The sequence below is a fragment of the Streptomyces lienomycini genome, from assembly GCF_027947595.1.
In the GTDB taxonomy this organism is placed as follows: Bacteria; Actinomycetota; Actinomycetes; order Streptomycetales; family Streptomycetaceae; genus Streptomyces; species Streptomyces lienomycini.
The window spans coordinates 643,622-666,134 of sequence record NZ_CP116257.1 but is presented as its reverse complement, the minus strand read 5'-3'; the positions used below and the strand labels follow the sequence as shown (position 1 = coordinate 666,134).

General features: G+C 72.4%; 19 protein-coding genes and 2 pseudogenes. 9 read left to right on the top strand and 12 right to left on the bottom strand.

The features are described from left to right. Positions 1–2: 2 nt before the first annotated feature. The 8 genes and pseudogenes from BJ961_RS03185 to BJ961_RS03150 all read right to left on the bottom strand — a co-directional run bounded on the left by BJ961_RS03185 (position 3) and on the right by BJ961_RS03150 (position 7,140). A complete protein-coding gene (locus BJ961_RS03185) occupies positions 3–1,997 on the bottom strand; it encodes an NADH-quinone oxidoreductase subunit 5 family protein (RefSeq protein ID WP_271319797.1) in 1,995 nt (664 codons plus the stop codon). Then, positions 1,994–2,386, bottom strand: coding sequence for an NADH-quinone oxidoreductase subunit NuoK (gene nuoK / locus BJ961_RS03180; protein WP_271319796.1), 393 nt, complete (start codon positions 2,384–2,386; stop codon positions 1,994–1,996). The genes BJ961_RS03185 and nuoK overlap by 4 nt, the downstream gene beginning before the upstream one ends. After that, complete coding sequence (locus BJ961_RS03175; RefSeq protein ID WP_271319795.1) at positions 2,386–3,024, bottom strand: NADH-quinone oxidoreductase subunit J family protein; 639 nt, start codon at positions 3,022–3,024, stop codon at positions 2,386–2,388. The genes nuoK and BJ961_RS03175 overlap by 1 nt, the downstream gene beginning before the upstream one ends. After that, complete coding sequence (locus tag BJ961_RS03170; protein ID WP_271319794.1) at positions 3,021–3,659, bottom strand: NuoI/complex I 23 kDa subunit family protein; 639 nt, start codon at positions 3,657–3,659, stop codon at positions 3,021–3,023. The genes BJ961_RS03175 and BJ961_RS03170 overlap by 4 nt, the downstream gene beginning before the upstream one ends. Positions 3,660–3,661: 2 nt before the next feature. After that, positions 3,662–4,630 (bottom strand): complex I subunit 1/NuoH family protein, encoded by a 969-nt coding sequence (locus BJ961_RS03165; RefSeq protein ID WP_271319793.1) that lies wholly within the window; start codon positions 4,628–4,630, stop codon positions 3,662–3,664. Further along, a pseudogene (locus BJ961_RS03160) lies at positions 4,627–6,023 on the bottom strand (NADH-quinone oxidoreductase subunit C). Before BJ961_RS03160 ends, BJ961_RS03165 begins: the two are co-directional and overlap by 4 nt. After that, positions 6,020–6,709, bottom strand: coding sequence for an NADH-quinone oxidoreductase subunit B (locus BJ961_RS03155; RefSeq protein WP_271319792.1), 690 nt, complete (start codon positions 6,707–6,709; stop codon positions 6,020–6,022). Before BJ961_RS03155 ends, BJ961_RS03160 begins: the two are co-directional and overlap by 4 nt. Next, on the bottom strand, positions 6,700–7,140 hold the full coding sequence (locus BJ961_RS03150) for an NADH-quinone oxidoreductase subunit A (protein WP_381158055.1): 441 nt from the start codon (positions 7,138–7,140) through the stop codon (positions 6,700–6,702). The genes BJ961_RS03155 and BJ961_RS03150 overlap by 10 nt, the downstream gene beginning before the upstream one ends. Positions 7,141–7,326: 186 nt before the next feature. Here BJ961_RS03150 and BJ961_RS03145 point away from each other — a divergent pair, with 186 nt between their 5' ends. The 7 genes from BJ961_RS03145 to rarD all read left to right on the top strand — a co-directional run bounded on the left by BJ961_RS03145 (position 7,327) and on the right by rarD (position 16,645). Next, entirely contained in the window at positions 7,327–8,568 is a 1,242-nt protein-coding gene (locus tag BJ961_RS03145) for a sensor histidine kinase (RefSeq protein WP_271319791.1), read from the top strand. A 159-nt stretch (positions 8,569–8,727) separates the two neighbouring features. Further along, positions 8,728–10,095, top strand: a complete 1,368-nt coding sequence (locus tag BJ961_RS03140) for a sensor histidine kinase (protein ID WP_271319790.1) — start codon at positions 8,728–8,730, stop codon at positions 10,093–10,095. A 354-nt stretch (positions 10,096–10,449) separates the two neighbouring features. Beyond that, entirely contained in the window at positions 10,450–11,109 is a 660-nt protein-coding gene (locus BJ961_RS03135) for a response regulator transcription factor (protein WP_328661468.1), read from the top strand. A 281-nt stretch (positions 11,110–11,390) separates the two neighbouring features. Further along, the gene (locus BJ961_RS03130) at positions 11,391–13,319 is read left to right on the top strand and encodes a 2-oxoacid:acceptor oxidoreductase subunit alpha (protein WP_271319788.1); all 1,929 of its coding nucleotides are present in this window, start codon (positions 11,391–11,393) and stop codon (positions 13,317–13,319) included. Continuing rightward, positions 13,312–14,409, top strand: coding sequence for a 2-oxoacid:ferredoxin oxidoreductase subunit beta (locus tag BJ961_RS03125; protein ID WP_271319787.1), 1,098 nt, complete (start codon positions 13,312–13,314; stop codon positions 14,407–14,409). Before BJ961_RS03130 ends, BJ961_RS03125 begins: the two co-directional genes overlap by 8 nt. A gap of 160 nt (positions 14,410–14,569) precedes the next feature. Next, a complete protein-coding gene (locus BJ961_RS03120; RefSeq protein ID WP_271319786.1) occupies positions 14,570–15,424 on the top strand; it encodes an SDR family oxidoreductase in 855 nt (284 codons plus the stop codon). A gap of 144 nt (positions 15,425–15,568) precedes the next feature. Next, a complete protein-coding gene (gene rarD / locus BJ961_RS03115) occupies positions 15,569–16,645 on the top strand; it encodes an EamA family transporter RarD (RefSeq protein ID WP_271319785.1) in 1,077 nt (358 codons plus the stop codon). Between the two features lie 47 nt (positions 16,646–16,692). On the opposite strand, the pseudogene BJ961_RS03110 reads toward rarD, so the two are convergent. Then, positions 16,693–17,330: pseudogene (locus BJ961_RS03110) on the bottom strand (CGNR zinc finger domain-containing protein). 21 nt (positions 17,331–17,351) lie between these two features. Here BJ961_RS03110 and BJ961_RS03105 point away from each other — a divergent pair. Together BJ961_RS03105 and BJ961_RS03100 are read left to right on the top strand one after the other, a co-directional pair. Further along, complete coding sequence (locus BJ961_RS03105; protein WP_271319784.1) at positions 17,352–17,822, top strand: VOC family protein; 471 nt, start codon at positions 17,352–17,354, stop codon at positions 17,820–17,822. A gap of 160 nt (positions 17,823–17,982) precedes the next feature. Further along, entirely contained in the window at positions 17,983–18,942 is a 960-nt protein-coding gene (locus BJ961_RS03100; protein ID WP_271319783.1) for a M28 family metallopeptidase, read from the top strand. A 40-nt stretch (positions 18,943–18,982) separates the two neighbouring features. Here BJ961_RS03100 and BJ961_RS03095 read toward each other — a convergent pair whose 3' ends face one another. The 3 genes from BJ961_RS03095 to BJ961_RS03085 form a co-directional block, all read right to left on the bottom strand. Further along, positions 18,983–20,356 carry a tetratricopeptide repeat protein gene (locus BJ961_RS03095; RefSeq protein ID WP_271319782.1) on the bottom strand — a complete coding sequence of 458 codons (1,374 nt, stop codon included), beginning with the start codon at positions 20,354–20,356 and terminating at the stop codon, positions 18,983–18,985. A gap of 238 nt (positions 20,357–20,594) precedes the next feature. After that, positions 20,595–21,530, bottom strand: coding sequence for an ABC transporter permease (locus BJ961_RS03090; RefSeq protein ID WP_381158063.1), 936 nt, complete (start codon positions 21,528–21,530; stop codon positions 20,595–20,597). After that, positions 21,517–22,500, bottom strand: coding sequence for an ABC transporter ATP-binding protein (locus BJ961_RS03085; protein ID WP_271319781.1), 984 nt, complete (start codon positions 22,498–22,500; stop codon positions 21,517–21,519). Before BJ961_RS03085 ends, BJ961_RS03090 begins: the two co-directional genes overlap by 14 nt. Positions 22,501–22,513 lie beyond the last annotated feature (13 nt).

The window sequence follows — 22,513 nt, the reverse complement described above, 5'->3', positions numbered from 1 at the left end:
GCTCACGCTCCCGTGGCGACGAGGACGGCGGCGACCGCGAGGACGACGGTGCCGGCGAGCAGCGCGCTCACATAGGTCTGCACATTGCCGGTCTGGGCGCGTCGTACGGCGGCCCCGAGCAAGCGGGGCAGGGTGCCTGCCGCGCGTACGTAGGTGTCGACGACCTCGCGGTCGAGGAACCGGACGAGACTCGCGCCGGCCTGGACCGGGCGGACGAAGAGGGTCGTGTACGCCGCGTCCAGGTGGAAGCCGTCGGCCGCGTGCCGGTGCAGCGGGCCCAGGAGGAGCCGTCCCGGGTCCGACGGGTCGGGCGCGGAGGCGACGTCCCCGTAGGCGGGCCGGTGGCTGGCGATGGCCTCGGCCTCCACCAGGGCGGCGTCGCCCTCGGGGTGGGCCGCGACCGCGCCCAGCGGAGTGCGGGACGCCGGCTCCGTGGTGTGCCGCCAGGCGGCGTAGGTGACGATGCCGCCCACCAGGGCCACGCCCGTGCCGAGTACGGAGGTGGTGAGGGTGGGGGTGAGGGCGTGGCCGTCGAACCAGTCGGGCAGCAGGCGGAAGGCGAGACCGCCGAGCGCGAGTGAGGGGACGGCGAGCACCCAGAGCACGGCGTTCATGACCACCGGCTGCCTGCCGTGGTCGGGGGCCTCGTCGCCTTGTCCGCGGAAGGCCAGCAGCCACAGGCGGGTCGCGTAGGCGGCGGTGAGCAGGGCCGTGATCAGACCGGCGACGAGGACGGTCCAGCCCGCGGCACCGGGCGCGTGCTCGGTGTGGCCGGTGGCGACGTGCTCCGCGACGCCGAGGACGGACTCCTTGGAGAAGAAGCCGCTGAAGGGCGGGATCGCGGCGAGTGCGAGCAGCGCCACGGTCGTCGTCCAGTAGGCGTCGGGGACGCGGTCGCGCAGGCCCCTCATGCGGGACATGGCGGCCAGCGAGTTGGTGCCGGCGGCGTGGATGATCACGCCGGCGGCGAGGAACAGGAGCGCCTTGAAGGCGCCGTGGGAGAGGAGGTGGAAGACGGCGGCTCCCCGGTCGCCGGCGGCGAGGGCGCCGGTCATGTAGCCGAGCTGTCCGATCGTCGAGTAGGCGAGGACGCGCTTGATGTCGTCCTGGGCCAGGGCGGCGAGCGCGGAGCCGACCATCGTGACGGCCGCCGTGACGGCGAGGACGACCATCGCGGCCCGTGAGGCCTCGAAGAGCGGAAGGAGCCGGGCGACGAAGTAGATACCGGCGGCGACCATCGTCGCGGCGTGGATCAGCGCGGAGACGGGTGTGGGGCCCGCCATCGCGTCGGGGAGCCAGGTGTGCAGCGGGAACTGCGCCGACTTGCCCGCCACACCGGCCAGGAGCAGCAGGGCGATCAGCGTCGGGTGGTCGAGTGAGCCGCTCGCGACCGCGCCGAGGATCTTGGTGATGCGGAAGGAGCCGGCCTCGGTGGCCAGCGCCAGCAGACCGATCAGGAAGGGGACGTCGCCGAGCTTGGTCACCAGGAATGCCTTGAGGGAGGCGGCGCGCGCCTCCGGGGTCTCCCAGTAGTGGCCGACCAGGAAGTACGAGCAGATGCCCATGACTTCCCAGCCGACCAGCAGCACCATCAGGTCGCCGGAGTAGACGACGAGGAACATGGCGGAGGTGAAGAGGGAGACGAGAGCGGCGTAGGAGGCGTAGCGCGGGTCGTCGCGCAGGTAGCCCGTGGAGTAGATCTGTACGCAGGTGGCGACGGTGCCGACCAGGACGGCGACGAGGGCGGCGAAGCCGTCGATGTGCAGGGCGAGTTCGACGGGGACCGAACCGGTGGGCGTCAGCTCGGTGACGGCGTCGAGGGTCCGGCCGCCGCCCTGGCGTACGGCGACGACCGCGGCGAGGACGAGGGCCGCCAGCGTCGGGAGGACCGCGAGGGGACGGACGAACCCGGGCGCCGACCGGCCCAGCAGGAGACCGGCGGCCGCCCCGAGGAAGGGAAGGAGGGGGACGAGTACGGCGAGGGTGGTCGTGGTCACGCGGTGGCCTCAGCCTTCTCGGCGGCCGTCCCGGTCGCGGGGGTGTCGGTGTCCGGGGCGTCCGGTTCGTGGCCCTCGGCGGTGTCGCGGAGCTTGTCGATGTCCGAGGTGCCGCGGTTGCGGTGGACGGCGAGGACGATCGCCAGGCCGATGCCGATCTCGGCGGCCGCGATGGCGATGGTGAACAGGGTCAGGGCCTGGCCGGAGTGCAGGGTCTCCTCCGCGGCCTTGCTGAGCCAGACGTCGAAGGCGACCAGGTTGAGGTTGACGGCGTTGAGCATCAGCTCGACCGACATCAGGACCAGGATCGCGTTGCGGCGGGCGAGGACGCCGTAGAGGCCGGTGCAGAAGAGGAGGACGGAGAGGACGGCGGGATAGGCGAGGTGCATCAGCGGGCACCGCCCGTCCGGGAGGTTCCGGCCCGGGATGTTCCGACCTGGGCGGCCCCGGCCGGCGTGGCTGCGACCGGGGACGTTTCGCTCGCGCGGGCCGCCTTGGCCCTGCGGGACAGGACGATGGCGCCGACCAGTGCGGCGAGGAGGAGGACGGAGAGCGCCTCGAAGGGGAGGACCCAGTTCTGGAAGAGGCTCGCGCCGGTGACGGCGGTGGAGCCGGCCGCGGGACCGTCCAGGTCGATCCAGGTGGTGCGGAAGGCGTCGACGACGACCCACACCAGGGCCCCCGCGGAGGCCGCGGCCACGGTGAGGGCGGCCCAGCGGTTGCCGGAGTCGGCGTCCGGGGACCGGCCGATGGGCGCCCTGGTGAGCATCAGACCGAACAGGATGAGGACGACGACGGCACCGACGTAGATGAGGACCTGGACCCAGGCGATGAACTCGGCGGTGAGCAGGAGGTATTCGACGGCCAGGCCACCGAGGGCCACCACCAGCCAGAGCGCCGCGTGGACGAGTTGGCGGGTGGTGACGGTGAGGACTGCGGCTGCGAAGGTGACCAGTCCCACGAGGAGGAAGGCGATCTCGACGCCGGTCGGGGACAGGAAACCGTGGGGCGCGGCGGCGAGGTTCATGTCTGGTCCTCCTGCCCGGCCCGGTCGTCCGTCTGTTGCTGTTGCTGTTGCTGTTGCTGTTGCTGTTGCTGCTGTTGTTGCTGCTGTTGTTGCGCGGCCAGCTTGTCGGCGGACTTGCGGGCGGCGGCGAGTTCCTTGGGCTCCTCCGCGCCGGGGTCGAGGGCGGGCGGTGCCGGGACGGTCCACATCCACTCGCGGAGCTTGTCCCGCTCGTGGGTGAGCTCCCGGATGTCGGTCTCGGCGTACTCGAACTCCGGGGACCAGAAGAGGGCGTCGAAAGGACAGACCTCGATGCAGATACCGCAGTACATGCACAGGGAGAAGTCGATGGCGAAACGGTCGAGGACGTTGCGGCTGCGGTCGCGTCCGCCGGGGGTGGCCGCCGGGACCGTCTCCTTGTGGGAGTCGATGTAGATGCACCAGTCGGGGCACTCGCGGGCGCACAGCATGCAGACCGTGCAGTTCTCCTCGAACAGGCCGATCACACCGCGTGTACGGGGCGGCAGTTCGGGCTGGGTGTCCGGGTACCGCTCGGTGACCGTCTTCCTCGTCATCGTGCGCAGGGTGACGGCCAGGCCCTTGGCCAGACCCGAGCCGGGAATGCGGGGCCGGGAGGGTGGGAGGGACGCGGCCATGGTTACTGGATCACCACCTTGACGACGCCGGTGAGGGCGATCTGGGCGAGGGAGAGGGGGACGAGGAGCGTCCAGGACAGTTTCTGGAGCTGGTCCTCGCGCAGGCGCGGGTAGGTCACGCGCAGCCAGATCACGACGAAGGCGAGGACGGCCGCCTTCAGCAGGGTCCACACCCAGCCGAGGCCGTCGGCACCCCAGGGGCCGTGCCAGCCTCCCAGGAAGAGGACGGTGGTCAGGCCGCACAGGACGACGATCCCGGCGTACTCGGCGAGGAGGAACAGGGCGAAGCGCAGGCCGGTGTACTCGGTGTAGGCACCGAAGATGATCTCGGAGTCGGCGACCGGCATGTCGAACGGGGGCCGCTGCAGTTCGGCCAGCCCGGCGACGAAGAACACGACCGCGCCGACGATCTGCCAGGGCAGCCACCACCACTCGAAGGCGTCGAGGATGCCGACGAGGGAGACGGTGCCCGCCGCCATGGCCACGGAGGCGGCGGTGAGCAGCATCGGGAGTTCGTACGCGAGGAGTTGAGCGGCGGTGCGCAGGCCGCCCAGGAGGGAGAACTTGTTCGCGGAGGACCAGCCCGCCATGAGCGAGCCGAGGATTCCTACGCCCATGACGGCGAGGACGAAGAAGATGCCCGCGTCGACGACCTGACCGACCGCGCCTTCCCCGGGCCCGACGGGAACGGCCAGGAGGACCAGGAGGTACGGCAGCAGCGCCACGGCCGGGGCGAGCTGGAAGATGCGGCGGTCCGCGTCCGCGGGGACCACGTCCTCCTTCTGCGCGAACTTCACGCCGTCCGCCACGAGCTGGGCCCAGCCGTGGAAGCCACCCGCGTACATCGGTCCCAACCGGCCCTGCATGTGGGCCATGACCTTGTGCTCGGTCTGGCCGACGATCAGGGGGAACGCGAGGAAGACGACGAAGACGACGAGGAGGCGCAGGGTGACGTCGAGCGCGTCGTTCACTGCTGGCCTCCGGGGGAGTTCGGTGGGCGGCGCGGGGTGTCGGTGCCGTCGGGGGCCTCGGGCTCGTCGGACGGGTCGTCGGGGGCGGGGTCGGCGGATTCGGAGACGCCTGGCTCACCTCGGTGCGGGCCGGCCTCGTCGGGCCCGGAGGCTCCCGGCTCCGGTCGACGCGGCCGCCCGGTTCCGGCGGGCTCGTCGAACGCCGGGCGGGCGTGGTGCCACGGGGCATCGGAGGTGCGCGGCGGCGAGGACGACGGTTCGGCGGGCGTCTCTTCGGCGGGCGTCTCTTCGACGGGCGGTGCGGCGGCCCGTTGGGAGGCGGAGCCCTGTGCCGCGCTCCGGGCACGTCGAGGTCCGGCGGGACCACCCGACCGGCTGCCCCGAGCCCTCGCGCCGTCGGTGTCGTCGGTGCCGCCGGTGTCACGGGTGCCGCCGGTGTCGGCCGGGGCGCCCGCGGCGCCCTGCTGCCCGGCGGCCGTCCCGACGGTGGGTTCGGCAGGGGGCTGGGCGGTCCGGCCGGTGGTGGGGTCGTCCGCCGGTGCGGCGGCCCGTTGGGACGCCGAGCCCTGGCTCGCGCTGCGCGCCCGACGGGGCGCCGGGGCCGCCGAGGGCTCGCTCGCCTGGGAGGTCTGGCCGGCCGAGCCCTCCGCCGCCGTGCGGGATCGACGCGGAGCCGCCGGGGTCTCGGCGCCGGGCGCCGTCTGGGTGGCGGAACCTTCGGCGGCCGTACGGGTCCGGCGGGGCGGCCCGTCGCCCGCCGCGCGGGCCGGACGCTCCCCGCCGCCCGGCCGGCACCGCGTGCCGGGCGGGCGGGAGCGGGCGGCAGCTGGCCCTTCAGCGGGCCCCACTCGTTGGGGTCGGGGACGCCCGGCGGCAGCATCTGGCGGCGGCGGGGGCCGCCGTGTTCGGACTCGCCGGGTTCCTTGGCCCCCGGCCAGGCCTTGGCGACGCGGGCGGCCAGGACGAAGTCCTTGCGCAGCGGGTGTCCCTCGAAGCCCTCCGGCAGGAGCAGGTGGTCCAGGGCGGGGTGGTCCTCGAAGGCGACACCGAACATCTCGTGCGTCTCGCGCTCGTGCCAGGCGGCGCCCGCGTACACCGTGACGGCGGTGGGCAGGACCGGGGCCTCGTGCGGGACGGTCGTACGCAGCAGCAGCCGGCGCACCGGTGCCAGTGCCACGACGTGGGCCGAGACGCGAAAGCCGGTGCCCGGTTCGTCGACCGCGCTCAGCCAGTCGAAGTACGTGCAGCCCAGCCGGTCGCGTGCCGTTTCGAGGGCGGAGATCCAGGACGTCGGCGGCACGTCCACGGTCAGGACGTCGTACGACTCCTCGGCCGCGGCCTGCGTGCCGAAGAGCTCCTCGGCATCCCCGGGCAGCCAGCCGACCGCGGTCATCGCCCCTCCCCCGAGTCCGAAACCGAGTCCGAACCCGAGTCCGAACCCGAGTCCGAACCCGGATCCGAACCCGGATCCGAGGCGGCAGCCCGGCCCGGCGGTCGTACGAGGCCGCTCTGGAGGGCCGCCGTCGACGGCCGGGCCGACGTGCCGTACCGCTCCCCCAGCGACTCCCGCGCGATCTTCTCCTGGAGCTTGAGGATCCCCTGGAGCAGCGCCTCGGGACGCGGCGGGCAGCCGGGGACGTAGACGTCGACGGGAATGATCTGGTCGACGCCCTTCGTCACGGAGTAGGAGTCCCAGTAGGGGCCGCCGCAGTTGGAGCAGGCGCCGAAGGAGATGACGTACTTCGGCTCCGGCATCTGCTCGTACAGGCGCTTGACGGCCGGCGCCATCTTGTCGGTCACCGTGCCGGAGACGACCATCAGGTCGGCCTGGCGGGGACCCGGCGCGAACGGGATGACGCCGAGCCGGATGAAGTCGTGGCGGGCCATCGACGCGGCGATGAACTCGATCGCGCAGCAGGCGAGGCCGAAGTTGAAGACCCAGAGGGAGTACCGGCGGCCCCAGTTCAGGACGACCTTCATCGGCTCCGGGGCGAGGCGGGCGAGCGTGCCCAGCCGCTTGGGCTCGGGCAGCGGCACGGGCGCCGGCGCGGGTGCGGGATCGGCGGGGTTCACGTCCACGACAGGACGCCCTTCTTGTAGGCGTACAGCAGGCCCACGGCGAGGAAGCCGAGGAAGATGAACATCTCCACGAGGGTCGTGGCGCCGTAACCAGGGTCGGCGAAGACCGTCGCCCAGGGGAAGAGGAAGATCGAGTCGACGGCGAAGATGACGTAGAGGAACGCGTAGACGTAGTAGCGGACCTGGGTGTGCGCCCAGCCCTCACCGACGGGGTCGACGCCGCACTCGTACGTCAGCAGCTTCTCGGGCGTCGGGACCACGGGCCGCAGCAGACGCCCGGCACCGAAGGCGACGGCGACGAAGAGCACCCCCACGACGGCGAGCAGGCCGACGACGGAGTAGGACTGGAAGTAGTCCGAGGCGAGCCCGGCGGTCGCGTCGGCGACGGTCACATCGCCGGTGGCCACAGCACCGACGGTCGGTTCCGGCACGTGCGTTCCTCGCTCCCTGTCGCCAACCCTGCTGTTCGACGATCTGTACGCACGGGAGTCTAGGGCCTGATAAAGAGACGGTAAGCAGCCCGTCGTGCCTTGGGACGCGGGGGTGGGGTTTTCCTCAGTGCATCCCGGCGGTCCACCTCATGGCGCGGCGCCGCGGCGCACGGCACGCTGACGTGTATGACCGAACGCCTCTCCACATCGAGCCCCGCCGGCACCACCGGCGCAGCGACCGGTGACCGCCTGCCGCCGGCCCGTTTCGCCTACGACCGGCACACCTGGAAGGAGATCGCCCACCTGCTGGCGAATCTCCCGGCGGCACTGATCGGATTCGTCTACGTCGTGGTGATGCTGGCCGTCGGCGTCGGGTTGACGGTGACGGTCGTCGGGCTGCCGCTGCTGGCGGCCGGCCTGGTGGGCGCACGGCAGTCGGGCAAGCTGGAGAGGGCACGGGCCCGGGCGCTGCTCGGGGTACGGGTGGACGAGCCGAGCCCGCTGCCGTTGCGGAGCAGGAGCGGCTTCCTCGCACAGTTGTGGATGTCCCTGAAGGACCCGGTGGGCTGGCGCACGGTCCTGTACGACTTCATCCGGTTCCCCTGGGGGGTCTTCACCTTCTGCGTCACGCTGACGTCGTTGTTGGTGCTGTGGCCGGTGCTGCCGTTCATCGCGCGGGGCCTGACCAACGTCGACCGGGCGATGGTGCGCGGGCTGCTGTCCCCGTCGGACGGGCTGGAGCGGCGGATCGCCGAGCTGGAGTCGGACCGGGGGATCGTGGTCGACACGGCCGCGGCCGACCTGCGGCGCATCGAGCGCGACCTGCACGACGGGGCGCAGGCCCGCCTGGTCAACCTCGCCATGGGACTGGGACTGGCCAAGGAGAAGCTCCTGGAGGACCCGGACACGGCGGCGGCCATGGTCGACGAGGCGCACGGCGAGGTGAAGCTGGCCCTGCAGGAGTTGCGCGATCTGGCCCGCGGCATCCACCCGGCCGTCCTGACCGACCGCGGCCTGGACGCGGCGCTGTCCTCGGTCGCCTCCCGCTGCACCGTGCCGGTCCAGGTGACCGTCGACCTGGCGGAGCGCCCCGCGGCCGCCATCGAGGGCATCGCCTACTTCACCGTCTCGGAGCTGCTCCAGAACGTCAGCAAGCACAGCGGGGCGAGGTCCGCCTCGGTGGAGGTGTGGCGGACCTCCGACCGACTGCTCATACAGGTGGGGGACGACGGGCACGGGGGCGCGCGTCTCGACGGTGGTACGGGGATGAAGGGCCTCGCCGACCGGTTGTCCGCCGTCGACGGTCTCTTCGTCGTCGACTCGCCGGAGGGCGGCCCGACGACGATCACGGCCGAGCTGCCGTGGCGCGACCGCACGGGGGCCGACGGGGCCGCGGGCACCTCCCGGCCGCCGGCCCGAAGCCACTGAGGTGGCCGGGGCGGCCGGCCGCGCGGCGGTCCAGAGGTCGCGGAGGTAGGGAAAACCCCCCACTCCAGACGCCGACGAGCTCCATTGGTCGGGGCGGCGCGGTCGAGGAGGGTGGAGTTACGACAGCACAGCCGTAGAACGAGGAGAAGGACGGCACCGATGGCCACGGATTACGGACAGAGTTACGGGCTCGGAAGCGGGTCCGGCCTCCCCGGGGACACCGCTGCGCGTCGCCACCGGGTGCCGGCGGGACTGCGGGCACCGTTCGAGGCGCGCAGCTGGCGAGAGTTCGGCTATGTCCTGGTGGGTCTGCCGGTCGGCATCCTGCTCTTCGTCTACGCCGTCACCATGATCGCGCTGGGGGCGGGCCTGCTGGTGACGTTCCTGGGCGTGCCGGTGCTGGCGGCCGCGCTCGCCGGGTGCCGGGGTTTCGGGGCGATGGAGCGGGCGCGGGCGCGCACGCTGCTGGGGCTGCGGGTGTCCGAGCCGGAGCGGCTGCGGTTGAGGAAGCGCGGCGCGATGGGCTGGATCGGGGCGGTGCTCAAGAGCGGCACCTCCTGGCGGAGCCTGCTGTACGCGGTGGTGCAGTTCCCGTGGGCGGTGTTCTCCTTCGTCGTCGCCGTGAACGTCTGGGCGATCGGGTGGGCGACGCTGACGTACCCGCTGTGGTTCTGGGTGTTCCCGATGTACGTGGGCCAGGACGGGCTCCAGCTGTACGGCGACCAGACGCACCGGATCTATCTGGACAACCCCTTCGAGATCGCCGTGACGGCGCTGGTCGGGCTGCTGTTCACCCTGGCGACGCCGTGGCTCGTGCGGGCGCTGACGACGGTGGACCGGGTCATGGTGCACGGGCTGCTCGGGCCCTCGCGGCTGGCGACGCGGGTGGTGGAGCTGGAGTCGGACCGGGGGATCGTGGTCGACACGGCCGCGGCCGACCTGCGGCGCATCGAGCGCGACCTGCACGACGGGGCGCAGGCCCGCCTGGTCAACCTCGCCATGGGGCTGGGACTGGCCAAGGAGAAGGTGCGGGAGGACCCCCGGGCCGCTGCCGTCATGGTGGACGAGGCCCACGGTGAGGTGAAGACGGCGCTGCAGGAGCTGCGGGATCTGGCCCGCGGCATCCACCCCGCGGTCCTCACCGACCGGGGGCTGGACGCGGCGCTGTCGGCGGTCGCCTCGCGCTGCACCGTGCCGGTGCGGGTGGAGGTCGACCTGAGGGAGCGGCCGGCGTCGGCGATCGAGGGCATCGCCTACTTCACCGTCTCGGAGCTGTTGCAGAACATCAGCAAGCACGCGGGGGCCTCGGCCGCCGCCGTCGAGGTGTGGCGGGCGGAGAACCGGCTGATGCTCCAGGTCGTGGACAACGGCGTGGGCGGCGCGGACGCGTCGGCCGGGTCGGGGCTGGCCGGGCTGGCGGAGCGGCTCGACGCGGTGGACGGGATCCTCGTGGTGGACTCTCCGGCCGGCGGGCCGACGCGGGTCACGGCGGAGCTGCCGTGGCGGAGCGAGGCGGTCACCAGGTAGGCGGACCTGCGCGGCGGCCCCGGCCCCGCGCGACCGCCGCCCGGCATAGGCGGGCCACCCGGCCCGACCGGGGCCTACTGGGCCCACCGGTCGGGCCGGCCGATCCGCGCCGGTCGGCCGGCCCATCCCCCGAGCGCGCGTCAAGCTCCCGTCGACGTGATCGAAAACCGGCCAACGTGCGGCCGAACCCGGACTGAACCCCGGACTTCCCCTTCTCTTCCCGTTGCCCGAAGGCGTCCGGTCTCCGATGCTGGAATGCTGGACCCGTCGCACGGACGGCTCGTGGACGCGGCGTGGGCCGCGCGGGCCGTGAGGTGCACGGGCTGTGGGGGACCGAAAATCGTGGAGGACAGGGTGCGGGTGGTCATCGCCGAGGATTCAGTGCTGCTCAGAGAGGGGCTGACCCGGTTGTTGACCGACCGCGGGCACGAAGTCGTGGCCGGCGTCGGCGACGGTGAGGCACTGATCAAGACGATCACCGACCTGGACGCGCAGGGCGAGTTGCCGGACGTCGTGGTGGCGGACGTCCGGATGCCACCGACACACACCGACGAGGGGGTGCGGGCCTCGGTGCGGCTGCGCAAGGCGCATCCCGGTCTCGGCGTGCTGGTGCTGTCCCAGTACGTGGAGGAGCGCTACGCCACGGAGCTGTTGGCCGGTTCCAGCAGGGGCGTGGGCTATCTGCTCAAGGACCGGGTGGCCGAGGTGCGGGAGTTCGTGGACGCGGTGGTGCGGGTGGCGCAGGGCGGTACGGCCCTGGACCCGGAGGTGGTCGCGCAGTTGCTGGGTCGCAGCCGCAAGCAGGACGTGCTGGCGGGGCTGACCCCGCGTGAGCGGGAGGTGCTGGGGCTCATGGCCGAGGGCCGGACCAACTCGGCGGTCGCCCGGCAGCTCGTCGTGAGTGACGGGGCCGTCGAGAAGCACGTCAGCAACATCTTCATGAAGCTGGGCCTGTCCCCGAGCGACGGTGATCACCGGCGGGTGCTCGCCGTGCTCACGTACCTCAATTCCTGACACCGGCGGCCCGTGCCTCACAAGCGACGGCGGGGGCCGGCTGCGCGGACGCTCATCCGGACGAATGAGAAACCGGAGGAACCGGAGGCCGGGCGGGGTACGTCCCCACCGGCGCCGGATCCCCGCAAAGCCTTGCGACGACAGGGCTGTGGGCCCTCTCGAAGTCGTGTCCATCATGCGAATGTCCACCGGAAGTCATGGCGTGCGGACGTAGGGTTGATCCTGGGGCGGCCAGTGGGAGGCCAGTCCCCGGACAGCCGTCCCGAGGGAGGTCCAGTCAAGTGACCAGCCAGGTCAGCAGCCCAGCGGAGCAGGCCGACGGAACCGTCGTGGGAGAGCAGCGCAAACCGGTCGGGGCGAAGGACGTCCGCAGGCTGGACCGGGTGATCATCAGGTTCGCGGGCGACTCGGGCGACGGGATGCAGCTCACCGGCGACCGCTTCACCTCGGAGACGGCGTCGTTCGGCAACGACCTGTCGACGCTGCCGAACTTCCCGGCCGAGATCCGGGCCCCCGCGGGCACCCTGCCGGGTGTCTCGTCGTTCCAGCTGCACTTCGCCGACCACGACATCCTCACGCCGGGCGACGCTCCGAACGTGCTGGTCGCGATGAACCCGGCCGCGCTGAAGGCGAACGTCGGCGACCTGCCGCGCGGCGCGGAGATCATCGTCAACACGGACGAGTTCACCCGGCGGGCGATGCAGAAGGTCGGCTACGACACCTCTCCGCTGGAGGACGGCTCCCTCGACGGGTACCACCTGCATCCGGTGCCGTTGACCGCGCTGACCGTCGAGGCGCTCAAGGAGTTCGACCTCACCCGCAAGGAGGCCGAGCGCAGCAAGAACATGTTCGCGCTCGGGCTGCTGAGCTGGATGTACCACCGGCCCACCGAGGGCACCGAGAAGTTCCTGAGGACGAAGTTCGCGAAGAAGCCCGACATCGCCGCGGCCAACATCGCGGCCTACCGCGCGGGCTGGAACTTCGGTGAGACCACGGAGGACTTCGCGGTCTCCTACGAGGTGGCGCCGGCGGCGACGGCGTTCCCGCCCGGCACCTACCGCAACATCTCCGGGAACCTGGCCCTGGCCTACGGCCTGATCGCCGCGTCCCGCCAGGCGGACCTGCCGCTCTTCCTGGGTTCGTACCCAATCACCCCGGCCTCGGACATCCTGCACGAGCTGAGCCGGCACAAGAACTTCGGTGTGCGGACCTTCCAGGCCGAGGACGAGATCGCGGGGATCGGCGCGGCGCTCGGCGCGGCCTTCGGCGGCTCGCTCGCGGTCACCACCACGTCCGGCCCCGGGGTGGCGCTCAAGAGCGAGACGATCGGGCTCGCGGTGAGTCTGGAGCTCCCGTTGCTGGTGGTGGACATCCAGCGCGGCGGTCCCTCCACCGGTCTGCCGACCAAGACGGAGCAGGCCGACCTGCTGCAGGCGATGTACGGGCGCAACGGCGAGGCGCCGGTCCCGGTCGTCGCCCCGCGCACCCCGGCCGACTGCTTCGACGCCGCGCTCGAGGCGGCGCGGATCGCGCTGGAGTACCGGACCCCGGTCTTCCTGCTCTCCGACGGCTATCTGGCCAACGGTTCGGAGCCGTGGCGGATTCCCGAGCCGGTCGAGCTGCCGGACCTGGCGGTGCGGTTCGCGCAGGGCCCCAACCACACACTGGACGACGGCACCGAGGTGTTCTGGCCGTACAAGCGCGACCCGCGGACCCTCGCGCGTCCCTGGGCGGTGCCGGGCACGCCCGGTCTGGAGCACCGGATCGGCGGCATCGAGAAGCAGGACGGCACCGGGAACATCTCGTACGACCCGGCCAACCACGACTTCATGGTCCGCACCCGGCAGGCCAAGATCGACGGCATCGACGTCCCCGACCTGGAGGTCGACGACCCGGACGGTGCGAAGACGCTGGTGCTGGGCTGGGGCTCGACGTACGGCCCGGTCACCGCCGCGGTGCGCCGGCTGCGCGCCGCCGGCGAGGAGATCGCCCAGGCCCACCTGCGTCATCTCAACCCCTTCCCGTCCAATCTCGGTGCGGTGCTGCAGCGGTACGACACGGTGGTGGTCCCGGAGATGAACCTCGGTCAGCTCGCCACCCTGATCCGGGCGAAGTACCTGGTCGACGCGCAGTCGTACAACCAGGTCAACGGCATGCCGTTCAAGGCGGAGCAGCTCGCCACGGTCCTGAAGGAGGCCATCGATGGCTGAGACGTCCACGGAAGAGCAGCCGACGGGCACGGGCACCGGCGCGATCGAGGCGCTGTCGCTCGTGCCCAGGGCCGAGGGCAAGCAGTCCATGAAGGACTTCAAGTCCGATCAGGAAGTGCGCTGGTGCCCGGGCTGCGGCGACTATGCCATCCTCGCCGCCGTGCAGGGCTTCATGCCCCAGCTCGGCCTGGCGAAGGAGAACATCGTCTTCGTCTCCGGCATCGGCTGCTCCTCCCGCTTCCCGTACTACATGAACACGTACGGGATGCACTCCATCCACGGCCGCGCCCCCGCCATCGCCACCGGGCTCGCCGCCTCGCGCCGCGACCTGTCCGTCTGGGTCGTCACCGGTGACGGCGACGCGCTCTCCATCGGCGGCAACCACCTCATCCACGCGCTGCGCCGCAACGTCAATCTCAAGATCCTGCTGTTCAACAACCGGATCTACGGTCTGACGAAGGGCCAGTACTCCCCGACCTCCGAGGTCGGGAAGATCACCAAGTCGACCCCGATGGGTTCGCTGGACGCGCCCTTCAACCCGGTTTCCCTGGCTCTCGGAGCGGAGGCATCCTTCGTCGCCAGGACCGTCGACTCGGACCGCAAGCACCTCACCGAGGTGCTGCGCCAGGCCGCCGAGCACCCGGGCACGGCGCTGATCGAGATCTACCAGAACTGCAACATCTTCAACGACGGCGCCTTCGAGGCCCTCAAGGACAAGCAGCAGGCCGAGGAGGCGGTGATCCGCCTGGAGCACGGGCAGCCGATCCGCTTCGGCGCCGACGGTGCCAAGGGCGTCGTACGCGACCCGGCCACCGGCGACCTGTCGGTCGTCGCCGTCACCGCGGACAACGAGGCGGACATCCTGGTCCACGACGCCCACGCCGCGTCCCCGACCACCGCCTTCGCGCTCTCCCGCCTCGCCGATCCGGACACCCTGCACCACACGCCGATCGGCGTCCTGCGCTCGGTGGACCGGCCGGTCTACGACGCGCTCATGTCCGAGCAGCTCGACTCCGCCGTCGAGCGGAACGGCAAGGGCGACCTCGCCGCGCTGCTCGCCGGCCAGGACACCTGGACGGTCGTCGGCTGACACCGGGGGCGGTGCACGGCATGCGAGAGGCCCGGACGGTGGACGTCCGGGCCTCTCGACTTACCTTGACGTAAGTAGCTTACTTCAAAGTGGGCACTGTCCTTCAGTTAGCGCAGCCCCTAGGTTAGTGGCATCGCACCCCACAAGGAGTACTGAAGCCATGAGCATCGTCGTCACCGGAGCCACCGGACACCTCGGCCGCCACGTCGTGCGGCAGCTGCTGGAGAAGGTGCCGGCCGACCAGGTCACCGCCGTCGTCCGGGACCGGGACAGGGCCGCCGACCTCGCCGCCCTCGGCGTACGTCTCGCGGTCGCCGACTACAACTCCCCCGAGACGTTCGACGACCTGTTCGCGGCCGGCGACCGGGTGCTGCTGATCTCGGGCAACGAGTTCGACAAGGGCCGCGTGCGGCAGCACACGATCGTGATCGACGCGGCCAAGAAGGCCGGCGTCGCCCTGCTCGCCTACACGAGCGCCCCCGAGACCCTGAGGGCGGCCCTCACCGACGACCACCGCGCCACCGAGGAGGTGCTGGTCGGCTCGGGCGTCCCGTACGTACTGCTGCGCAACGGCTGGTACCACGAGAACTACACCGAACAGCTCGCCCCGGTCCTGGAGCACGGCGCCGTCGTGCAGGCGTCCGGCGAGGGCCGGGTCTCCTCCGCCTCCCGCGCCGACTACGCGGCCGCCGCCGTCGCCGTGCTGACCGGCGAGGGGCACGAGAACACCGCGTACGAGCTGGGCGGCGACGAGGCGTGGAGCTTCGCCGAGTACGCCGCGGAGCTGAGCCGGCAGACCGGCAAGGAGATCGTCTACAACCCCGTCACCCCCGAGGCCTACGCCGCCTTCCTCACCGGGGCCGGGGTGCCCGAGCCGATGGCCGCGATCCTCGCGGGCGTGGAGGCCAGCGTCGAGAAGGGTGAGCTGGTCGTCTCCACCGGTGACCTGTCCCGGCTGACCGGACGTCCGACCACACCGCTCGCCGAGGCCGTCGCCGCCGCCCTCAAGGGCTGACCACCACCCCTCGGGCCGACCGCCGCACCCGGCCGCCTGTCATGACCGTATCCCGATACGGGCATGACAGGCGGCCGGGTGCGGCGCTACCTTCGTCCTGGCATGGTCCGTCCCCGGCATGCCGTGTGCGAGAGGGAGGTGCCCGTGGCCGGGTCGTCCAAGAACGAGCAGCGCATAGGTCTGCTGAACGGCTTCGCCGCGTACGGGATGTGGGGGATCGTCCCGCTGTTCTGGCCGCTGCTCAAGCCCGCCGGGGCCGGCGAGATCCTCGCCCACCGGATGGCGTGGTCCCTCGTCTTCGTCGCCGTCGCCCTGCTCTTCGTACAGCGCTGGGGCTGGGCCGGTGAGCTGCTGCGGCAGCCCCGCAGACTCGCCCTGGTCGCGGTGGCCGCCGCGGTGATCACCGTCAACTGGGGCGTCTACATCTGGGCGGTGAACAGCGGCCATGTCGTCGAGGCCTCGCTCGGGTACTTCATCAATCCGCTGGTCACCATCGCGATGGGCGTGCTGCTGCTGAAGGAGCGGCTGCGGCCGGCCCAGTGGGCGGCCGTCGGGACCGGCTTCGCGGCCGTGCTCGTCCTCACCGTCGGCTACGGCCAGCCGCCGTGGATCTCCCTCTGCCTCGCCTTCTCCTTCGCCACGTACGGCCTGGTCAAGAAGAAGGTCGATCTCGGCGGCGTCGAGTCGCTGACCGCCGAGACGGCGATCCAGTTCCTGCCGGCGCTCGGATACCTGCTGTGGCTGGGCTCGCGGGGCGAGGCGACCTTCACCACGGAGGGCCTCGGGCACTCGGCCCTGCTCGCGGCGACCGGTGTGGTCACCGCCATCCCCCTGGTCTGCTTCGGCGCGGCGGCGATCCGCGTGCCGCTGTCGACACTGGGGCTGCTGCAGTACCTGGCGCCGGTCTTCCAGTTCGTGCTCGGCATCCTCTACTTCGGCGAGGACATGCCGCCCGAGCGCTGGGCCGGTTTCGCTCTGGTCTGGGTGGCGCTCGCCCTGCTCACCTGGGACGCCTTGCGCACGGCTCGCCGCACCGCGCGGGCGCTGCGGGCGCAGTTGGACCGCACGGGGGCGGGCGTGCCCCCGGTCAAGGGCGACGCCGTCGCACGGGAGCCGGGGGTCGTGGCGTCCGGGGCGCCCGCACAGGCCGAGGCACCGGCACCGGCACCGGCACCGGCACAGTCACCAGCGCCGGGTCTCACAGAAGCGTCCCCGCAGTAACCCGGCAGCAGGGCGGGGAAGCCGCGCCGGCCCCGCGTGAGCACGGGTCAGTGCGTGTCGGGCGCGCGGTGCGCCCGGTGCGCCCGGGCCTTCTCGCGGTTGCCGCAGTGTTCCATCGCGCACCAGCGGCGGCGGCCGGGCCGTGAGGTGTCGACGAAGAGCAGTCGGCAGTCCTGGGCGCCGCACTCGCGGATGCGGCCCGCGTACGGGCCGGTGAACAGTTCGATCGCGTCGCGCGCCACCGTCGAGAGCAGCCGGGTCCCCGTGGCGCCCGGCGCCCAGCCACGGGTGCCGTCCGGCTCGACGCGGGCGACGAGCGGGGGCCGGGCCGCCGCCGCGTTGACGGCGTCCAGGTGGCCGGGCCGGAGCGGGCGCCCGTGGGCCCGGTCGGCGGTGAGCGGGAAGAGGGCGTCGCGCAGGGCCCTGGCCCCCTCCACGTCCTGCCGGTCCACGGCCAGGTCCGGCACGTCCGGCAGTCGGCTGCGGCCGGCCCAGGCCGGCAGGTCGGCGGGCTCGTGCAGCACCTCCCAGCGCGCGTAGGCGCCCGGCCCTCCGGTCGTCAGGAGTTCCAGACAGAGCGCGCCCGGGTCGAAGCGGTACGGCCTGCCCGCGTGCGACACACCAGCGTCAGTCCGGGGGAGCGCTCCGGGGGCGGCTTCGGCGGTTCCACTGCCCGCTCACTCATGCAACCAGTACAAGTGATTACATGACATCGACCTCGGGGCCCGCCCCTCTGCACTTCAAGATCGTCATCGATGCCGCCGCCCCGCACGAGCAGGCCGGCTTCTGGGCCGGGGCCCTCCACTACGAGGTGGAGGACAACAGCGCGCTCATCGAGAGACTGCTGGGGTCCGGGGCGGTACCGGCCGAGCTGACCGTCGAGTACGGGGGCCGCCGCGCCTGGCGGGATCTGGCCGCGGTACGGCATCCCGACGACCCGTTCCAGGAGGAGAGCGGCACAGGGCTGGGGCGGCGGCTGCTGTTCCAGCGCGTACCGGAGGCCAAGACCGCCAAGAACCGGGTCCACCTCGACGTGCACTCGGTGGACGGGCGGCGCGAGGAGGAGGTCGCCCGGCTCCGGGCGCTGGGGGCGAGCGTGCTGCGGCAGGTGAAGGAACCGGGCGGGGAGTGGGTGGTGATGGCGGACCCCGAGGGGAACGAGTTCTGCGTCCACTAGGACGGGTCCGCCGGGGGCGACCGGGCGGACTCCGGTATGTGCGACCCCGTGGCCGGATAACGGTCTTGACGGGCGGTCAGCCCCGGCCACACCATCCAGGCACCCCATTCACTGCGGGGTCCCTTCCCCAGGGGCCCCCTAGGAATCCGGAGCCCCCCACATGAAGCTCCCCCTGTCCGGGCGCGTCCTGACGGCCGGTGCGGTCGCCGTCGCCACCCTGGTGACCGGCGGTTCCGCCGCCGGTGCGGCGTCTGCCCCCGTCTCCGGACCCGCGGCCGTCGCCGCCGCGCCCGACCTACCGATAGCCAACGTCAAGGCCCACCTGACGCGGTTGCAGTCGATCGCCACGGCGAACGGCGGCAACCGCGCCCACGGCCGCGCGGGCTACCAGGCCTCGCTCGACTACGTGAAGGCCAAGCTGGACGCGGCCGGGTTCACCACGCGCGTCCAGCAGTTCACCGCCTCGGGCCGCACCGGGTACAACCTGATAGCGGACTGGCCCGGCGGCGACGCGGATCAGGTTGTCATGGCCGGGTCACATCTGGACAGTGTCACCTCCGGACCGGGCATCAACGACAACGGCTCGGGCTCCGCCGCCGTCCTGGAGACCGCGCTCGCCGTGGCCAGGTCCGGCTACCAGCCCACCAAGCACCTCCGCTTCGCCTGGTGGGGCGCGGAGGAGCTGGGCCTCGTCGGTTCCCGCACCTACGTCAACGGCCTCGGCTCCGCCGACCGCGCCAAGATCAGCGGCTACCTGAACTTCGACATGATCGGCTCGCCCAACCCCGGCTACTTCGTCTACGACGACGATCCCACCATCGAGAAGACCTTCAAGGACTACTTCGCCGGTCTCGGCATCTCCACGGAGATCGAGACCGAGGGCGACGGCCGCTCCGACCACGCGCCCTTCAAGAACGCGGGCGTCCCCGTGGGCGGGCTCTTCAGCGGCGCGGACTACCGCAAGACGTCCGCGCAGGCGGCCAAGTGGGGCGGCACCGTGGGCCAGCCGTTCGACCGCTGCTACCACGCGTCCTGCGACACGACCGCCAACGTCGACGACACGGCCCTGAACCGCAACAGCGACGCGGTCGCGTACGCCGTGTGGGAACTGTCGCAGTAGGACCCGCCCGCCACCCGCGCGCCCGTGCGAGCCGCGCCGGTCACCCGGCCTGGGTGCGGGCGCGTTCGGTGAGGCGGCCCATGCGGGTGCGGGCGGACTCCAGCTCCTCGGCGTCCTCGGCGGCCGGCCCCTCCTCGGCGGCGAGGTCGCCCCACAGGCCGACCAGGTCGCGCCCCAGCTCCAGGCCCTGTTCGGGGTCGCGTACGGCACGCCAGGCGGTCGCCGCGCTCTGGACGTTGCCGTACGCGGCCTCCGCGTCGCCGTCTCGCCGGTGTATCCGGGCCAGCGCCAGGGAGAGGCGGAAGGCGCGGTCGGGGTCGCCGGACAAGTAGGCGATGTACGCGAGGAGTTCGCGGAGCCGGAGTACCTCCGGGTGCTCCGGCCCCAGCGTGTGCGAAGCCTCCGTCACCGTCTGCTCGGCCAGCCGCGCCGCGTCCTGGGTACGCCCTTCCTTGACGGCCTCGTTGATCCGGGCCGTCGGTTCCGCCAGGAGCGCGGGGGTGGTGGCGTCGCCGGGCACGGTGATCGGTTCGTCCCCGAGCACGGCCTCGGCCACGGCGTCGAAACCGCGGGCGGGGGTGGGCCTGAGGCCGGGGTCCGAGAGAAGGGCGGCGGCGTCCTGCTCGGGCGGCACAACCGGCTTGGGCGCGTGAACCGGCTCGGGCAGGGGGACCGGCTTCGGTACGGGAAGCGGCTCCGGCAGAGGGACCGGCGCGGGGACGGGAATCTGCTGGGCTGCGGCTACCGGCTCCGGCGCGGGGGCGGCCCCGGGCACGGCGGCCGGGCGGAGCGCGACGGGCGGTTCCATGCGGGGCGGCGGCCCGAACGCCCCCGTCGGCGGCGCCACCGTGCCGGGAGCGAGGGGCACGGAAGCCGCAGGCGCGGGTGCCGTGTCCCCGGCCGGTTCCGGCAGGGCGCGCAGCGTGAACGTCGGGACGGCGTCCCGCACCGGCTCCAGCGAGCGCAGGACCTGGGTGGGCCGCTCCTTCCGTGCGGCCGCCTCCTCGGAAGCCGGTTCGAGGAGCTGACCGGGCTTCTGGCCGGGGTTCTGGCCGGGAGCCTCGTCGGGCTTCTGGCCGGGAGCCTCGTCGGGGGCCGTCGGCACCGGTTCCGCGGCGAGGTGGCTGGAGCCGTCCGGGTCGACCCGGAGCGGAACGGAGTAGCCGATGCGCCGGTCGTGGATCGTGGCGAGGACGGGGCGGCCGGCGGCGACGGCGAGGCGGTGGAGACGCTTCAGGACGACGTTCTGGATCTCCTCGCCCGGCGCCGCGACGACCAGTGCACCGTCGACCGAGGCACCGCGTGCGCCGGTGCCCGCTTCCGGTACGCGGACATCGATCGGCGTCGCCGCGGGATCGGGCGAGCGCTCGGCGCGCTCGTCGTCCCGCGGTTCGTCGCGGCCGAGTCGAGACATCGTTCCCCCACTCATCGGCGGCTTCCGTCGGCGGATCGCGTTCCGTACCGTCCAGAGCCTGTCATGCCTGTCATGCACCTACTGTCGAGTGTCTCCGCTCACTCGCGATTCTCACGTCACCGGGGTGTCACAGGCTCGTTCCAGGAGGTCACGCCCGTATCGGTGGGTCGGCGCGGACATCGGCAGCGAGGTCTCGACGCCCCCCGCCGTACGCCTCCACGAGGGTGGCGTGCCTCGACTACGAGGTGATGTCCTTCGCCGTGAACCGGGCCCAGGCCGCCGAGCCGAAGACCGCCGCGTAGAGGGCCTGGAGACCGAGGTTCCTCACCAGGTCGTCCCAGTAGACCGGCTCGCGCATCACGTCGGCGAAGGACAGCCAGTAGTGGGAGAAGAAGTACGGCTGGAGGGCGTCGAGCTGCGGGATCTGGTCGAGGATCTGGACGGTGATCAGCAGCCCCACCGTGGTCGCCATCGCCGCGATGCCGCTGCCGGTCAGGGTGGAGACGAACAGGCCGAGGGCCGCGACGCCGACGAGTGAGGCGGCCACGACCAGGGCGATCAGCAGCGCCCGGCCCAGGCCCTCGGTGTAGCTGATCCGGGTGCCGGAGATGGTGATCAGGTCGCCGACCGGGAACAGCAGCGCGCCGACCGCGAGCGCCGAGACCGCGACCACCAGGGTGGCCGCGAGGCAGAAGGCGATCACCGTCGCGTACTTGGTGAGCAGCAGCCGGGACCGCCCGGCCGGGGCGACCAGCAGGTAGCGGAGCGTGCCCGCACTCGCCTCGCCCGCGATCGCGTCGCCCGCGACGACGCCGATGGCCATCGGCAGGAAGAACGGAAGGGTCGCGGCGAGCGCGGTGAAGACCAGGAACAGGCCGTTGTTGCTGACCTGCGAGATGAACGCCGGTCCCTGACCGCCGCCCCCGCCGCCCGGCGAGGACCCGTCGCTCGTCTCGATCCGCACGGCGATGCCCACCAGGACCGGCACGGCGGCGAGCACGGCCAGCAGGGCGAGGGTGCGCCAGCGCCGGAAGGTGGTCACCAGCTCGCTGCGGAGCAGCCCGAGGGACCACAGCGGACCCGGAGTCCGCACCGCTTCCGGCCCGGGGCCCGGCGTCCCGCTCGTCGCCGCGGCCTTCGGCATCGGCTCCCCCGGTGCTTCAGCCCGCGACATCGAAACCCTCCCCGGTCAGCGCCACGAACGCGTCCTCCAGCGAGGCGCGTTCCAGAACGAAGCCCCGGACCCTGACGCGGGCCGCGACCAGCGCCGCGTTCACCTCGGCCAGGTCGCGCTCCGGTGGTTCCGCCGTCACCCGGTCCCCGTCGACGACCACGTCCGCGGCCCCCTGCTCCTTCAGCACCCGGGCCGCGTCGCCCGCGTCCGGCGTGGTCACCGCCAGCCGGCCGCGCGCACCGGCCGCCAGGTCGGCCACCGCGCCCTGGGTGATCAGGCGGCCCTGTGCCATCACGGCGGCGTGGGTGCAGACCTGCTCGATCTCGTCCAGGAGGTGGGAGGAGAGGAAGACGGTGGTGCCGTCGGAGGCCAGTTCACGGACGAGGGTGCGGATCTCGCGCATGCCCTGGGGGTCGAGTCCGTTGGTCGGCTCGTCCAGGACGAGCAGGCGGCGCGGCTGGAGCAGCGCCGCGGCGAGGCCGAGGCGCTGCTTCATGCCGAGCGAGTACGCCTTCGCCTTCTTGCCGCCGGCCGCCGCGAGACCCACCCGGTCCAGCGCGGCGGCGACGCGCTCGCGCCGGGTGCGCGGGTCGGCGGTGGGGTCGGCGGCGTCGTAGCGCAGCAGGTTGTCGCGGCCGGAGAGGAAGCCGTACAGGGCCGGGCCCTCGATGAGGGCGCCGACCCGGGGCAGTACGGTGCGGGCCGCGCGCGGCATGGGCCGGCCGAGCACCCGGGCGCTGCCCGAGGTGGGTTCGATCAGGCCCATCAGCATGCGGATGGTGGTGGTCTTGCCGGAGCCGTTGGGGCCGAGGAAGCCGAAGACGCTGCCCGCCGGGACGGTCAGGTCGAGACCGTCGACGGCGAGTTGTCCGCCGCGGTAGCGCTTGGTGAGCGCGCGGGTGGCGATGACGGCGTCCGCCGCGCTCCCCCGGTCCGGGCGCTCCGGCTCCGTGACGGACGGTCCGGCCATCGGCTCCCTCTCT